Origin of the sequence: Chryseobacterium sp. 2VB (genome assembly GCF_005503635.1) — a bacterium.
Taxonomy (GTDB): Bacteria; Bacteroidota; Bacteroidia; order Flavobacteriales; family Weeksellaceae; genus Chryseobacterium; species Chryseobacterium cupriresistens.
In genome coordinates this window covers 35716-49597 of record NZ_SCNC01000018.1, presented here as the reverse complement: position 1 = coordinate 49597, position 13882 = coordinate 35716, and the positions used below count along the sequence as shown (strand labels likewise).

At 36.6% G+C, this 13882-nt stretch carries 12 protein-coding genes; 10 read left to right on the top strand and 2 right to left on the bottom strand.

Going from position 1 to position 13882, the window contains the following annotated elements:
* Nucleotides 1-15: 15 nt before the first annotated feature.
* The 5 genes from FFS26_RS16095 to FFS26_RS16075 all read left to right on the top strand — a co-directional run bounded on the left by FFS26_RS16095 (nt 16) and on the right by FFS26_RS16075 (nt 6331).
* Nucleotides 16-3711, top strand: coding sequence for a phosphoribosylformylglycinamidine synthase (locus tag FFS26_RS16095; protein ID WP_137905553.1), 3696 nt, complete (start codon nt 16-18; stop codon nt 3709-3711).
* Nucleotides 3692-4012, top strand: coding sequence for a ribonuclease inhibitor (locus tag FFS26_RS16090; RefSeq protein ID WP_228449444.1), 321 nt, complete (start codon nt 3692-3694; stop codon nt 4010-4012). The genes FFS26_RS16095 and FFS26_RS16090 overlap by 20 nt, the downstream gene beginning before the upstream one ends.
* A 565-nt stretch (nt 4013-4577) precedes the next feature.
* Nucleotides 4578-5207, top strand: coding sequence for an SGNH/GDSL hydrolase family protein (locus FFS26_RS16085; RefSeq protein WP_137905552.1), 630 nt, complete (start codon nt 4578-4580; stop codon nt 5205-5207).
* A complete protein-coding gene (locus tag FFS26_RS16080; protein WP_110011058.1) occupies nt 5207-5539 on the top strand; it encodes a gamma-glutamylcyclotransferase family protein in 333 nt (110 codons plus the stop codon). The genes FFS26_RS16085 and FFS26_RS16080 overlap by 1 nt, the downstream gene beginning before the upstream one ends.
* Nucleotides 5540-5872: 333 nt before the next feature.
* On the top strand, nt 5873-6331 hold the full coding sequence (locus tag FFS26_RS16075) for a GyrI-like domain-containing protein (protein ID WP_137905551.1): 459 nt from the start codon (nt 5873-5875) through the stop codon (nt 6329-6331).
* A 133-nt stretch (nt 6332-6464) separates the two neighbouring features.
* Here the strand turns inward: FFS26_RS16075 and FFS26_RS16070 are convergent, their stop codons facing one another.
* A complete protein-coding gene (locus FFS26_RS16070) occupies nt 6465-6821 on the bottom strand; it encodes a diacylglycerol kinase family protein (protein WP_137905550.1) in 357 nt (118 codons plus the stop codon).
* Nucleotides 6822-7005: 184 nt separating this feature from the next.
* On the opposite strand from FFS26_RS16070, the gene dnaN reads away from it, so the two are divergent.
* The 5 genes from dnaN to FFS26_RS16045 all read left to right on the top strand — a co-directional run bounded on the left by dnaN (nt 7006) and on the right by FFS26_RS16045 (nt 13550).
* The gene (gene dnaN, locus FFS26_RS16065) at nt 7006-8136 is read left to right on the top strand and encodes a DNA polymerase III subunit beta (protein ID WP_034699704.1); all 1131 of its coding nucleotides are present in this window, start codon (nt 7006-7008) and stop codon (nt 8134-8136) included.
* 350 nt (nt 8137-8486) lie between these two features.
* On the top strand, nt 8487-9317 hold the full coding sequence (locus FFS26_RS16060; protein ID WP_137905549.1) for an AraC family transcriptional regulator: 831 nt from the start codon (nt 8487-8489) through the stop codon (nt 9315-9317).
* A 63-nt stretch (nt 9318-9380) separates the two neighbouring features.
* Nucleotides 9381-9998: a DUF417 family protein gene (locus FFS26_RS16055; protein ID WP_110011062.1), complete on the top strand. Its 618-nt coding sequence runs from the start codon at nt 9381-9383 to the stop codon at nt 9996-9998.
* 205 nt (nt 9999-10203) lie between these two features.
* Nucleotides 10204-12606 carry a phenylalanine--tRNA ligase subunit beta gene (pheT, locus tag FFS26_RS16050; protein ID WP_137905548.1) on the top strand — a complete coding sequence of 801 codons (2403 nt, stop codon included), beginning with the start codon at nt 10204-10206 and terminating at the stop codon, nt 12604-12606.
* A 533-nt stretch (nt 12607-13139) separates the two neighbouring features.
* The gene (locus FFS26_RS16045) at nt 13140-13550 is read left to right on the top strand and encodes an META domain-containing protein (protein WP_062671854.1); all 411 of its coding nucleotides are present in this window, start codon (nt 13140-13142) and stop codon (nt 13548-13550) included.
* 47 nt (nt 13551-13597) lie between these two features.
* On the opposite strand, the gene FFS26_RS16040 is transcribed toward FFS26_RS16045, so the two are convergent.
* Nucleotides 13598-13837 carry a hypothetical protein gene (locus tag FFS26_RS16040; RefSeq protein WP_002977986.1) on the bottom strand — a complete coding sequence of 80 codons (240 nt, stop codon included), beginning with the start codon at nt 13835-13837 and terminating at the stop codon, nt 13598-13600.
* Nucleotides 13838-13882: the final 45 nt, after the last annotated feature.

Here is a 13882-nt window from a genome sequence, read left to right as displayed (position 1 = left end):
AAAATCTGACATCTAATGTCTAATAACAAAAGAATTTTCGTAGAAAAAAGAGGAATTTTCGATGTTGAAAGTCCAAAAATTTTTGATGAAGTAAAAGCGGTGGTTCCGGCAGTTCAAAGTGTGAAAGTATACAATGTGTATGATATTTTCAACCTGAATGACGGAGAATTTGAGAAAGTGGTGAACAACACTTTCGTAGACCCTGTTACTGATATTTTACACACAGAAAACCCTGCAAAAGCTATTCATTTCGGAATGGAATTTTTGCCTGGTCAGTATGATCAGAGAGCAGATTCTGCACAGCAGTGTATCGCTTTACTGACTGAAAATGAAAAATCAAAAGTAAGAAGTGGAAAATTAATCGAATTTGAAGGAGTTTCTGAAGCTGATTTGATTAAAATCAAAGACCTTCTGATCAACAAAGTGGAATCTCAGGAAAAAGACTTATCCATTCTGGATATTCCTGCAGATGAAACCCCGTCAAAAGTAATCATCCACGAAAATTTTATCAATTTCAATGATGCAGAACTTGAGAACTTCTATAATAATCACGGCTTTGCATTAGGATTGGATGACCTGAAATTCATTCAGGAATATTTCAAAACTGAAGAGAGAAATCCTACGGAAACAGAATTAAAAGTATTAGACACCTATTGGAGCGACCACTGTCGTCACACTACTTTCGAGACAGAATTGTCAGACATTCAGTTTGAAGGTCAGTTCAAACACACATTGGAAACTATTTTCAATGATTATATCGAAAAAAGAAAATTCTTAGGCCGTGAGCTGAAGCCAATTTCCTTAATGGACCTTGCCACAGTATGCGGTAAATATTTCCATAAAACAGGAAACCTGGATAATCTTGTTATCTCTGATGAGATCAATGCATGTACCATTCAGATCGAAGCAGAATATGACGGTAAAAAAGAACCTTGGTATTTATTATTCAAAAACGAAACACACAATCACCCTACGGAAATTGAACCTTTCGGTGGAGCATCAACTTGCTTGGGAGGTGCTATCAGAGATCCGTTATCCGGAAGATCTTTTGTTTTCCAGGCAATGAGATTAACAGGTGCTGCAGATGTCTTGGAGCCGGTTGACCAAACATTACCAGGAAAATTACCTCAGAAAACCATTACGAAACAGGCTGCCAACGGGTATTCTTCTTACGGTAACCAGATTGGTCTTGCTACGACAATGGTTTCTGAAATCTATGACGAAGGCTATAAAGCTAAAAGAATGGAAGTTGGTTTCGTTACCGGAGCTGTTCCTGTAGATTGGGTAAGACGTGAGAAACCTGCTAACGGTGATTCAATCATTATCTTAGGAGGAGCAACAGGTCGTGACGGAGTAGGAGGAGCAAGCGGAAGTTCAAAAGAGCAGGACGAAACTTCTATCCACACGATGAGCTCTGAAGTTCAGAAAGGAAATGCTGTAGAAGAGCGTAAAATCCAGAGGCTATTCAGAAATCCTGAGGTAACAAAGCTGATCAAAAAATCAAACGACTTCGGAGCAGGAGGTGTCTCTGTAGCAATCGGTGAAATTGCAGACTCTTTAGAAGTAAACCTTGATGTATTACCATTAAAATACGAAGGATTAAACGGAACCGAGCTGGCTATTTCCGAATCTCAGGAAAGAATGGCTGTAGTAGTTGATCCTCAGGATAAAGAAAAATTTATCAGATTCTGTGAAGCTGAAAACATTGTTGCCGTAGAAGTAGCAAAAGTGACAGATTCCGGAAGAATGCAGATGTTCTGGAAAGGAGACAAAATTGTAGACCTTTCAAGAGCTTTCTTAGATACCAACGGATGTTCAAAATCTCAGGAAGTGAAAATCACTCACCTTGAAGAAGTAAAAGAAGAAACAAAAGTTTTCACAGCAGAAAACTTTCTGAACATCTTAAAAGATAAAAATGTAGCTTCCCAGAAAGGATTGCTTGAAATGTTCGACTCTTCAATTGGTGCTACTACAGTTGCAATGCCTTTAGGAGGGAAATATCAGCAGACCCTTATGGAAGGAAGTGTGCAGACACTACCGATCTTAGGAGCAAAAGATATTAAAACCGTTTCTCTGGCAAGCTGGGGATTCGATGCTGAAATCTCAAAACAAAACTCACTGTTAGGATCATCTTACGCCGTAGTAGAGAGTGTAGCGAAGATTGTAGCGATGGGAGGTGATTATAAAAACATCCGACTAAGCTTCCAGGAATATTTTGAAAAATTGGGACAGAACCCTGAAAAATGGGGTAAACCTTTGGCTTCACTTTTAGGAGCTTATGATGCACAGATCAATTTAGGTCTTGCAGCGATCGGAGGAAAAGATTCCATGAGTGGAACGTATCAGGATCTGAATGTTCCGCCGACTTTGATTTCTTTTGCATGTGCCAACGGAGATAAAGAAAATATCATCTCTCCTGAATTGAAAAGTGCAGGGAACAAACTGTATTTCTTCAATCACATTGCTCAGGAAAGCGGACTTCCAAACTATACTGCTTTAAAAGAAGTTTTTGAATTCATTTTCGAAAACATCAAAGCAGGAAAAATTGTTTCTGTAAAAACAGTGAAAGAAGGAGGTTTGGCAGTAGCTTTAGCAAAAATGAGTTTCGGAAACAGATTAGGAGCTGAAATCAATGCTGACGAAGCTGTTTTATTAGCTAAAAATATCGGTAGCTTAATCATTGAAGCTAAAGAAGAATTAAGCTCTGTAAACCTTCAGTTGATTGGAAAAGTAGTTGAGGATGAAATTTTGAGCATCAACAATTTCAAATTTCAAATTTCAAATCTCGAATCCAGTTTTACTGGTACTTTCGAGAATCTCTTCCCGACAGTAGAAAAAGAAAAGATCACGGTTGAAATTGATGAAAAATCAAACTCAATCCATCCAAGAAATATCATCATTAAAAAACACGGAATTGCACAGCCGAAAGTATTTGCTCCTGTATTCCCGGGAACTAACTGTGAGTATGACACGCTGAATGCATTCCAGAAAGAAGGTGCCGTAGTTAGCAGCTTGCCTTTAATCAATATCAATCACCAGTTATTGGATGAAAGCATTGATGCATGGGTAGAAGAGATCAGAACTTCTCAGATTCTGGCCTTCTCAGGAGGTTTCTCTGCAGGTGATGAGCCGGATGGTTCTGCAAAATTCATTGTCAACGTTCTGAAAAACGAGAAAATGAAAAATGCAGTTCATGAATTACTAGACAGAGACGGGATGATCATCGGGATCTGTAACGGATTCCAGGCGCTTGTGAAATCAGGATTGCTGCCTTACGGAAGAATCAAGGATCTGGACGAAAACTCTCCGACATTAGCTCACAACGCAATCAGAAGACACATCTCTCAGATGGTTACTGTAAAAGTGGTGAATGACGAAAGCCCTTGGTTAAAAGGAATGAAAGACCAGACTTTCACAATTCCGATTTCCCACGGAGAAGGACGTTTCATGGCTTCAGAAGAAGAGATTAAGAAATTGTATGAAAACGGGCAGATTGCAACCCAATACATTGATCTTGACGGAAACATCGCACACGGAATGCCTTTCAATCCTAATAACTCTTTATTCGGAATTGAAGGAGTCACAAGTCCATGTGGAAAAATCTACGGAAGAATGGGCCACCCGGAGCGTTTTGCAGAAGGTCTCATGAAGAACATACCAACCGCGAATTATCACAATATATTCAAAAACGGTGTTGAATACTTCAAATAACAATACAAGAAAAATGATCGTCATCCATGGCGGTCATTTTTCGTCTCTAGGAGGCTTCTATGAAGAAGCTTCCAACGTTCTCATGAAGGATACAGACTGGAAAGTAGGAACTCTGGATGGCTTTGATGATATTCTCTATGGTGGTTTTGGAGTAATCGAAGGCAAAGAAGAAATTGAAATCATCTGGAAAGAATCAGAAAAGTCAAAAGAAGACTTTGGTTTTAATGCCACCCTGAATTCTATGAAAACAAAATCCGACAGGGAAAACCCTTCAACACAGAACTCATTCAACAGAAATTAAATGAATTGACTGAAGGAAAAGGACAAACGCTTTTTGAAATCCTGATTGAAATTATAAAATTACATACGAATATTACGCTGATATTAGAATGATGTAATGAGTAATGAGTAATGAGTAATGAGTAATGAGGGGAGATTTTTAAATGTTGATATCTTATAGATAGCTTCATCCAATCAACTTGTTGATTCCTTCTTTGCTTCCTTGAATCAACATACTCACAATAAAAGCCTTTGCGTCAAAAAAACAGAATATATTATTAACCATTAAGAATAATAAAGATTATAAGGAAAGTTAAGATTCATCGATGATGGATAAGGCATTCTGCTTCATAATAGCTTTAGCTGTTGCCTTAATAATTCTTCATCTCTTACAAAACCTTAATGGTTCAATTCACTTCATTCAACAAGGATATAAATACGTCTATTGCTGAGTGAAAAGCCCTTGCGAACGAAAAAATTAATATAAAAACTTTGCGTCTTTTGCGTTAAAAACTATGCAATTTGAAAGATATTAAGAATTTTTCTCACTATTTTTACTTCAACAAAACAGGAAACAATAAAGTTGAATGAAGAAAATTATTTATGGGCTGTTCTTCGGTGACAGCATTACCTACGGAGAATATGACGGAGTTTTTGGCGGCTGGGTAGATATTCTGAAAAGATATGCCCTGCAGAAATTTCATGAAGGAAACGGAGATGAACTGATCCTGTTCAATCTCGGAATAGGAGGAGAAACCACAGAAGGATTACTCAAAAGAATTCCTCATGAACTGGCTGCAAGAAATTCTGCTGATGGAAATATCGTTTTTCTGAGTTATGGAGCCAATGATCTTGCGGTAAAAGATGGAGTACAAATTGTAGAACCTGGTAAATTCAGGAGTAATATCAAAGAAGCTATTGCCCATGCCAGGCAGTTTTCCAATACTATTTATCTTGTGAGCATTCTTCCTTTCTCTCAAAAAATAGATGGAGTAGTAGTCAGCTCCGGGAAGAAAAGAATCAACGAGGATGTGGTTGTTTACAATCAAATTTTGAAAAATATTGCAGCAGAAGACTCATTGGGATATATAGATTTTTATTCTGCTTTCCTGGATGATAAAGAAATTCTGCTTTCTGCAGACGGTGTGCATCCTAATGAAAAAGGCTATGGAATGATGGCCGAAATCGCAATTCCAATCATTGAAAAGTATCTGTAATGCCTAATTTATTTTCTTATGGAACCCTGCAGAAAGAGCAGGTACAGCTTGAAACTTTTGGAAGAATTTTACAAGGTGAAAAAGATATCTTATCAGGCTATAAATTAAGTATGCTTGAAATTACAGATCCTGAAGTACTTCGGAAAAGCGGTCAGAAATACCATCCTGTACTTGAATTTTCAGGGAATGATAATGATCAGGTAGAAGGAGTACTTTTTGAGGTGAGAGAAGAAGAAATTCTTCAGGCAGATGAATACGAAGTAGATGATTATAAAAGAATAGAAACAGTCTTTAAATCCGGGAAAAAAGGATTTATCTATGTCGGAAAATAGTTTCTCATCTTTTAAAACATCCCCATACTGTCATTGCGAGCAAAGCGAAGCAATCCCACTGTCTCATATAAAGTTTCAACGAGGTCTTTGTCATTCCGGGCAAGGCAAGGAATCTAAGCTTGAATGTTCTCTCGCAGATTTCGCAAATGAAGTAACTTTTAGACTTAATAGGTGCTTTTCTACTAATATGACCAATTTAATATTCAATGGAATTGGGCTTTAGCCCACTTATCTTATAAATAAATCCATTGGCTTTAGCCCAAACTTAAAAAAACTACTGACATACCCTTGTCACAACCTGTTTTTATCTTTGTGCTAACAAAAAATCAATAAATGAATAACGTAAAAATAGAACCTTTTAAGGTGATCGGGATCTCTGTAAGAACAACCAATGAAAATGGACAGGCAGGAAAAGATATTCCGGTATTATGGGAGAAAATGATCAGCGAGAATATTGTCAATTCAATTCCAAATAAAATAGACAATACCATTTATTCCATCTATACAGATTACGAAAAAGACCATACAAAACCTTATACAACGGTTCTTGGATGTAAAGTCGAAAACCTTGATAACATCCCGGAAGGAATGGTTGGCTATACTTTTGATGGAGGAGAATATCTGAAATTTACCACAAAAGGAGACCTTTCAAAAGGGTTGGTTATCAACGAATGGATAAAAATCTGGGAAATGAATTTGAACAGAACATTTACCGCCGATTTTGAAGTGTATGGAGAAAAAGCACAAAATCCTTCAGATGCCGAAGTAGATATTTTCATCGCTGTAAAATAACAAAAAGTGAAAGAACCTGCCTTCACAACCTTTGAACTGAAGACGTGATATTCCCCTCCTTCGGAGGGGTGTCAAAAATTCAAAGAATTTTTGACGGGGTGGTTAAACAATATTTGTCAACAATTCCCCAATTTTAACTGAAAACATATTTCCCATACACCAAGACTCCGACAATCACCGCTGCAATAGCTGTAAGAACTACAGCACCTGCTGCAATGTCCTTAATAAAGCCAATTCTTTTGTCGAAATCAGGTTGAATGATATCACAGATCTTTTCAATAGCGGTATTAAAAATTTCAGCACTTAAAACAGCGAATGAGGCGATAATAACCAAAGTGGTGTCTGTGCTGCTCAGGTTGAAATAAAAAATAAGGAAGAGATTGACAAAAAATGCCAGAAGTTCAATCTGGAAATTCCTTTCCGTTTTTATCATCATCAAAACACCCCTGAAAGCATTGAGAAAACTTTTATGAATAGGAGGTTTTTGCATGATTGTGAACTTTTCACACAAAGATAGTCTTTGTATTTTGATAAAAAAATGAATCTTCGCAGAAATCAAAGCATAATGTCAAGGCTCAAAACAAATTAAGGATCTTTGTTAAAAACTCCTCCATATTATTCTTTTCTTTGTTGTATCTATTTATTATATTTGTAGAAACTTATTTTATAAATCTATGAAATTTATTATTTCAAGTGGTGAACTGCAGAAGGCTTTGCAAACTGTAAGTGGCGTAATATCAAGCTCTCAATCGAGACCGATTTTAGAAAACTATCTTTTTGAATTAGACGGAAATAATGTTACCATTACAGCATCTGACGGCGAGACAACTCTTGTTACTTCCCTGGAAGTAAAGTCTGATGATACAGGTAAATTTGCTGTTCCTGCTAAAATTTTTCAGGATTTTATCAAGACATATGGTGAACAGCCTCTGACATTTGTTGTAAAAGACAATGCAGAAGGTACCGGAAGCCAGCTTGAGATTTTAGATGAAAAAGATAATTTCGCAGTAGCATTAGACAATGCTGATGACTATCCTGAATTACCGGAATTTGACGCTTCCCAAAGTGTAACGATGCCGGCAGGAGTTTTGTCTGAAGCTTTGACAAACACACTATTTGCTACAAGTAACGACTCTCTTCGTCCGGTAATGACAGGAGTGCTTTTCCAGTTTGGAGAAAATGAAACCAATTTCGTTTCTACAGACTCCCACAGATTGGTGGTGTACAAAAGAGCAGACCTGATGAATGCTGAGCCGATGGAGTTTATCATGCCTAAAAAGCCTCTTAACATTTTCAAAAATATCCTGGCAAGTTCCAATGAAGACGTTACCATCGACTTCAATGAGAATATGGCTAAGTTTACTTTTGGTAAGCATATCTGGATCTGCAGACTGATTGACGGAAAATATCCGAACTATACTGCGGTAATTCCAAAAGAAAATCCAAATGTATTGACCATCAACAGAAACCTGTTGCTGGGAGCAATCAAAAGAGCGTCTATCATGTCCAACAAATCTACCAATCAGGTGAGATTCAAGCTTTCCGGAAATATTCTTCACCTTCATGCAGAAGATACTGAATATGCCAACAAAGCAGACATGCAGATTCCTTGTGATTACAACGGAGAAGATATCAATATCGGATTCAGCTCAAAATTCTTAACAGAAATGCTGACGATTTTAGGATCTGATGATATTACCATGAAAATGTCTCAGCCTAACAGACCGGGGATCATCGAACCTCTTGATGGTCTTGAAGAAAACGAAAATATCTTAATGTTATCAATGCCGGTAATCGGATTGTAATATTGATTTTGTATACAAATAAAAAGCCGGAATTTTCCGGCTTTTTTTGTAGGGTCTAATCGACTTAGGAATCAGGAGCGTTAAGAAAATTTAAATGTAGTCCGCCAAAAAAATTCCATTGTCTGGGCATGGGATATACTATTGAACCGAAGAAGAACCAGACGATCCATGCGAGTTTGGAAATTTTAGGAGTACATTCAAATTTTTAGCGGATGATTCCCGTCTTGAACTTTTGTATACTTTTGCTTCAAGGCAAAAGTATAATAAGAGAAAGGCGTATTCAAAAGAATATTAAATAAATAGTGTTATTTGTGAATCATTAGCGTCATTAGTGTTTAAATCAACTCATCATGGAAATAAAAATACAGTCTTACCAAACCTCAGATTTTTCCGCAGAGTTCAAAACTGAAAATTACAGCGTGTTTCTATGGAAAGGTTCCGGTGTTTTCTCAGTAGATAGCATTAATTATTCTTACAGTGGATATAATATTCTCTTTCTTTCCCCTTATCAAAAGGTGAAGCTGGCTTCGCATTCTGATGAGGATATCCATGTGCTTTTTTTTCATGGGGATTATTATTGTATAGAATATCATAAAGAAGAAGTGGCTTGTAACGGACTTCTCTTCAATAATATCTATCTGAATCCCGGGGTTGAGCTGTCAGAAGAAAACTTCAATTATATTCTTGAGCTTTTTAATCATATCAAAAAAGAAGAAGGTGAAAAGCATCCGTTTTCGGAATCCATTATCAAAACCTATATCCAGCTCATTCTTGCCATTGGAAGCAAACAGAAAAGCAGTATTGAAAACAGCATAATTTCTAATGAAAAGCTTTCTAATAAAAATGCTGCAGAATTTCAGAAACTTCTGGAAACGTATTTTAAAACAGAAAAAGAACTGTCATTTTACAGCGATAAACTGAACATTACCAATAGTACATTAAGCAAGGCAGTAAAGAAAGAATTCTCCAAAACACCCACTCAGCTTATCAATGAGAGAATTATTCTGGAAGCCAAAAAATTGTTGCATTTAACTTACAGATCTGTAAGGGAGATTGCTTCTGAACTGGGATTTGAAGATGAATTTTATTTCAGCAGGTATTTCAAAAAGTCAGTAGGCTGCTCTCCTAAAAATTACAGAGAAAAAGTGGGGATCTCCGTGGTGGCGAAAATGTCCATGTAATGTCCTGAAATGTCTATGTTGGTGCTGCAGGCATGTGAATACCTTTGGTAAAAAATAAATCACATGAAAAACAGCAGACTTTATCACCAATTATTACAATGGGATACGTACTTTTTCAATTTCCTCAGAATTTCAATTTTCATCGTTATGGCCTGGATTGGAGGCTTGAAAGCCTTTCATTATGAAGCTGACGGAATTGTCCCTTTCGTTGCCAACAGCCCTATGATGAGTTTTTTTTACAAAAATGCAAACCATAAAGTGCTTAATGAAGATCAAAAATCGGTTAAAGAATATACTTTGTACAAAAATCCGGAAGGAAAGGTAGTTCAGAAAAATATTGACTGGCATAAGGAAAACGGAACATATGCCTTTTCCTACGGTTTAGGGACAATGATCGTTGTAATAGGAGTTTTGGTAGTATTGGGGATTTGGTTTCCTAAAATTGGAACAATTGGAGGTGCTTTAACATTTTTAATGTCATTGGTTACCCTGTCATTCCTGATCACTACTCCTGAAGTTTACGTCCCCAATCTGGGCGGAGATGGAGTGACACCTCAATATGGATTTCCGTATCTGTCAGGAGCAGGACGTCTCGTATTGAAAGATATTATCATGATGGCTGCAGGCCTGGTATTATTTTCTGACAGCCTGAAGAAGCTGGTAAGACCGTCGGATCAATAGATTCCCGAATCAGCAGCACAAAGATTAACGAAAATTTATTATCTTAAAATCGCTTGTAAATTTCTCTATTTCTCAAAAAAACACGACATTTGTAGCTCGAAAAATCACACCGGAAAAGGGGTGGGATTTCAAATAAAAGTTTCAAAATAGAGCAGGTGGAATCTAGAACTCATCTGACGAATTAAATAAGTAGATAGATTAACAAATGAAAATATCAAACAACTGGCTGAAGGACTTTGTAAAAACGGAATCAAAAACTGAAAGAATCGGTGAATTCCTTACAGATATAGGTCTTGAGGTTGAAGGGATAGATAAATTTGAAAGTGTAAGAGGCAGCCTGGAAGGAATTGTTGTAGGTAAAGTACTTACCTGCGAAAAACATCCTAATGCTGACAAACTGAAGAAGACAACTGTAGACGTTGGAAACGGAAAAGTGCTGAACATTGTTTGCGGAGCTCCTAACGTAGAAGCGGGGCAAACTGTTCCTGTAGCCGTTGTCGGAACAAAAATCTATGACAAAACCGGAAACTTTTTTGAAATTAAAGAAGCCAAAATCAGAGGTGAGGTTTCTCAGGGAATGATCTGCGCAGAAGACGAATTAGGTCTTAGCGATGATCACGGAGGAATTATGGTGCTGGATGAAACAAAATATGAAGTAGGGAAAAACTTTGCAGACTATTTTGAGTTGACCAATGATGAGGTTTTTGAAATCGGATTGACACCGAACAGAACAGATGCCATGTCTCACTATGGTGTTGCAAGAGATTTACACGCTTATCTTTCTACGAACCAACTGAAGTCACAATTTAATAAAGTAGCCTCTGAAGTTTTGAATAATGAAGGAACTCATGATTTTAAACTGGAAATTGAAGATGCAGAATTGTGTCCAAGATATATCGGAGCGGTTATTGAAGATGTAAAAGTTGCAGAATCACCATCGTGGTTGAAAGACAGACTGAGAGCGATCGGATTAAGCCCGATTAATAACGTTGTAGATATTACCAACTATATTCTTCACGGATACGGACAGCCGCTTCACGCATTTGATGCAGATAAAATTGCAGATAAAAAAGTGAAAGTAGGTGTAGTAAAACCGGGAACGAAATTCACGACTTTAGATGGTGTTGAAAGAACATTAAATGGCTCTGAAATCATGATCAAAGACGGTAAAGATAAGCCGATGTGTATTGCCGGAGTATTTGGAGGTGAGAACTCAGGAGTATCTGATACTACAAAAACAATCTTCCTTGAAAGTGCTTACTTCAACCCGATTGCAGTGAGAAAAGGAGCAAAAGCGCATAGCTTGAATACAGATGCTTCTTTCAGATTTGAGAGAGGAGTGGACCCGAATCTTACCAGAACAGCCATCACTCACGCTATTAAAATGATTCAGGAAATTGCTGAAGGTAAATTGGTAGGTGACTTACTGGAAGAATATCCTAAGAAAATAGAAGACAACTATGTGATCCTGAGATTCTCTAAAATTGAACAGATTTTAGGAACAAAAATCCACAGAGAAAAAGTAAAGGAAATCTTAAAAGCATTGGAAATTCAGGTTTTAAATGAAATTCCAAACGGTTTCGAAATCTCAGTTCCTGCATACAGAGCAGATGTAACAAGAGAAATTGACGTGATTGAAGAGATTTTAAGAATCTACGGATACAATAAAATTGATGCTCCACAGAAGATTTCATTTACTCCTGTTAAGCTAAGTGCTAACGATCAGGATGAACTGGAAAACAGCTGGGCAAGAACTTTACAAGGCCTTGGTTTCAATGAAGTAATGAACAACTCTTTAACTTCTGTAAAAGATGAAACAGATGCTGTAAAACTATTGAATCCTTTAAGCGGAGATTTAGCATTCATGAGAAAGTCTTTATTGGAAGGACTTCTTCAGAATACAGTATACAATATCAACAGAAAAAATCAGGATATCAAATTCTTCGAATTAGGAAAAATTTATCACAAAAAAGATAAATACGAAGAAAGAAAACAACTGGCATTACTGGTTTCCGGAAGAGACGTTGCAGAAAACTGGCTTCAGCCAAAATCTGCGGTAAGCTTCTATAACCTTAAAGCGTATGTAAAAGTTTTATTGGAAAGATTGGCTGTAGATTACAAAGAAGTAGCTCTAACTGATGACAGATTCTCTGATGCATTGGTATATGAAGCGGATGGTAAAGCATTGGTAAGAATCGGAAAAGTAGCGCCTGCCTTATTGAAAGACTTTGATATTGATCAGGAATGTTTCTATGCAGAAATTGAACTGGAATTTGCTCAGGAGTTACGTTCTAAAAATGAATTGAAATTCAAAGATATTCCGAAGTTTAACAAAATCAGAAGAGACTTAGCTTTATTGATTGATAAAACAGTTAACTATCAGGATTTATACCAGACGGCTAAGAAGAACAAATCTCCATTCATTAAAAACATTAATCTGTTCGATGTGTATGAAGGTAAAAATCTTCCTGAAGGTAAGAAGTCTTATGCCATGAGCTTCGAACTGTTAAACGAAGAAAAAACACTGGAAGAAAAAGAGATTACAGAGGTAATGGATTCTCTGATCAAAGCTTTCCAGAAAGAATTCAACGCTGAGTTGAGATCTTAATCATTGAAAATATATATTTCAACATAATAGAAACGGACTTGTTTAAGTCCGTTTTTTTGTTTTATTGCGTTGTTGTTTTGTTAGGCTTGGGCTAAAGCCAAATGAATTTTTGTGGATAGAAAAACGGGCTAAAGCCCGTTCCTATTGAATTGCATTAGTGATATTAGTGAAAATATTAATGTTATTCGTGTTTAAAATGGAAATTTTGTATAAAAACAATCTATCCACAGTCTTTATCACTCCGTAAGAGTCTCAATATATTTTATAAACCAATTATAGTATAGATTCCTTGCTTTGCTCGGAATGACAAGGGTATAGTATTAAAATTTTATCGGAGATAAAATCTTTGCGCCTTAAACTCTTTGCATATTAACAAATTTGCGTCTTTGCGTTTTCCAACTTATGACCGCATAATAAGATCTTTTGCTCGGAAAAATATTCAAAATATCAAATGTTAAAGAATAATAAAATTCACGGCAACCCGTTTAAATAATATAATTTCCGTAAATTTGGGTTAATTCAAAAAGAAAAAAATGAAAAATCTTTTTTTAAGTATATGTACAGCGGCAGTATTGGCTTCATGTGGATCCATGACAAGCCCGTCTGCATCTAAAGTAGGAAAAGCTCAGCCTGCTCTTGCCAGCACAAAATGGACACTGGCTGAAACGGTAAAAGGTAAAGTTCCAACATTAAATATTGAAGGAGAAAAGATCACTGGAAATGCAGGATGTAACAACTATTTCGGAACAGCTACAATAGATCCGTCTACAGGAAGTTTTGCAGCGGGACAGATGGGATCTACGAAAATGATGTGCAGCAACATCGGGGTAGAACAGAACTTTATGGATATGATGGGAAAAGCTAACAAATATGTGGTTTCCGGAAATACTTTAGAATTGTACAAAGACAATCTTTTGCTATTGAAATTCACAAAATCAGAATAAAAAACAAAAGGAACTCAATTGAGTTCCTTTTTATGTTTAGAGTGTTATTAATCTTCCTCTTCTTCGTCGTACTTAGCCAACTCTTCATCGCACCATTTGAATGCTGCTTCTACTACTTTAGTAGCCTCGTCTGCCATCGTTTCTTCATCATCACCTTCAAGATCATCTAACCACTCAACTTCTTCTTCCTCAACGTTTAGGATAAATCTTGGATATTCTGTATGAACTACGAATAGATCCTCTGGAAATTCCGAATTATCTGCTAATAAAAACTTTGGTAATTTCATTTTTTTAATGTTTTAACTTTCTCAAAGATAAATAAAATTATTGAT

What these genes read in the sequence shown, in the direction of transcription:
- FFS26_RS16095 (WP_137905553.1), top strand. Translation starts at nt 16, where the DNA reads ATGTCTAATAACAAAAGAATTTTCGTAGAAAAAAGAGGAATTTTCGAT.
- FFS26_RS16085 (WP_137905552.1), top strand. Translation starts at nt 4,578, where the DNA reads ATGAAGAAAATTATTTATGGGCTGTTCTTCGGTGACAGCATTACCTAC.
- FFS26_RS16080 (WP_110011058.1), top strand. Translation starts at nt 5,207, where the DNA reads ATGCCTAATTTATTTTCTTATGGAACCCTGCAGAAAGAGCAGGTACAG.
- FFS26_RS16075 (WP_137905551.1), top strand. Translation starts at nt 5,873, where the DNA reads ATGAATAACGTAAAAATAGAACCTTTTAAGGTGATCGGGATCTCTGTA.
- FFS26_RS16070 (WP_137905550.1), bottom strand. Translation starts at nt 6,821, where the DNA reads ATGCAAAAACCTCCTATTCATAAAAGTTTTCTCAATGCTTTCAGGGGT.
- dnaN (WP_034699704.1), top strand. Translation starts at nt 7,006, where the DNA reads ATGAAATTTATTATTTCAAGTGGTGAACTGCAGAAGGCTTTGCAAACT.
- FFS26_RS16060 (WP_137905549.1), top strand. Translation starts at nt 8,487, where the DNA reads ATGGAAATAAAAATACAGTCTTACCAAACCTCAGATTTTTCCGCAGAG.
- FFS26_RS16055 (WP_110011062.1), top strand. Translation starts at nt 9,381, where the DNA reads ATGAAAAACAGCAGACTTTATCACCAATTATTACAATGGGATACGTAC.
- pheT (WP_137905548.1), top strand. Translation starts at nt 10,204, where the DNA reads ATGAAAATATCAAACAACTGGCTGAAGGACTTTGTAAAAACGGAATCA.
- FFS26_RS16045 (WP_062671854.1), top strand. Translation starts at nt 13,140, where the DNA reads ATGAAAAATCTTTTTTTAAGTATATGTACAGCGGCAGTATTGGCTTCA.
- FFS26_RS16040 (WP_002977986.1), bottom strand. Translation starts at nt 13,837, where the DNA reads ATGAAATTACCAAAGTTTTTATTAGCAGATAATTCGGAATTTCCAGAG.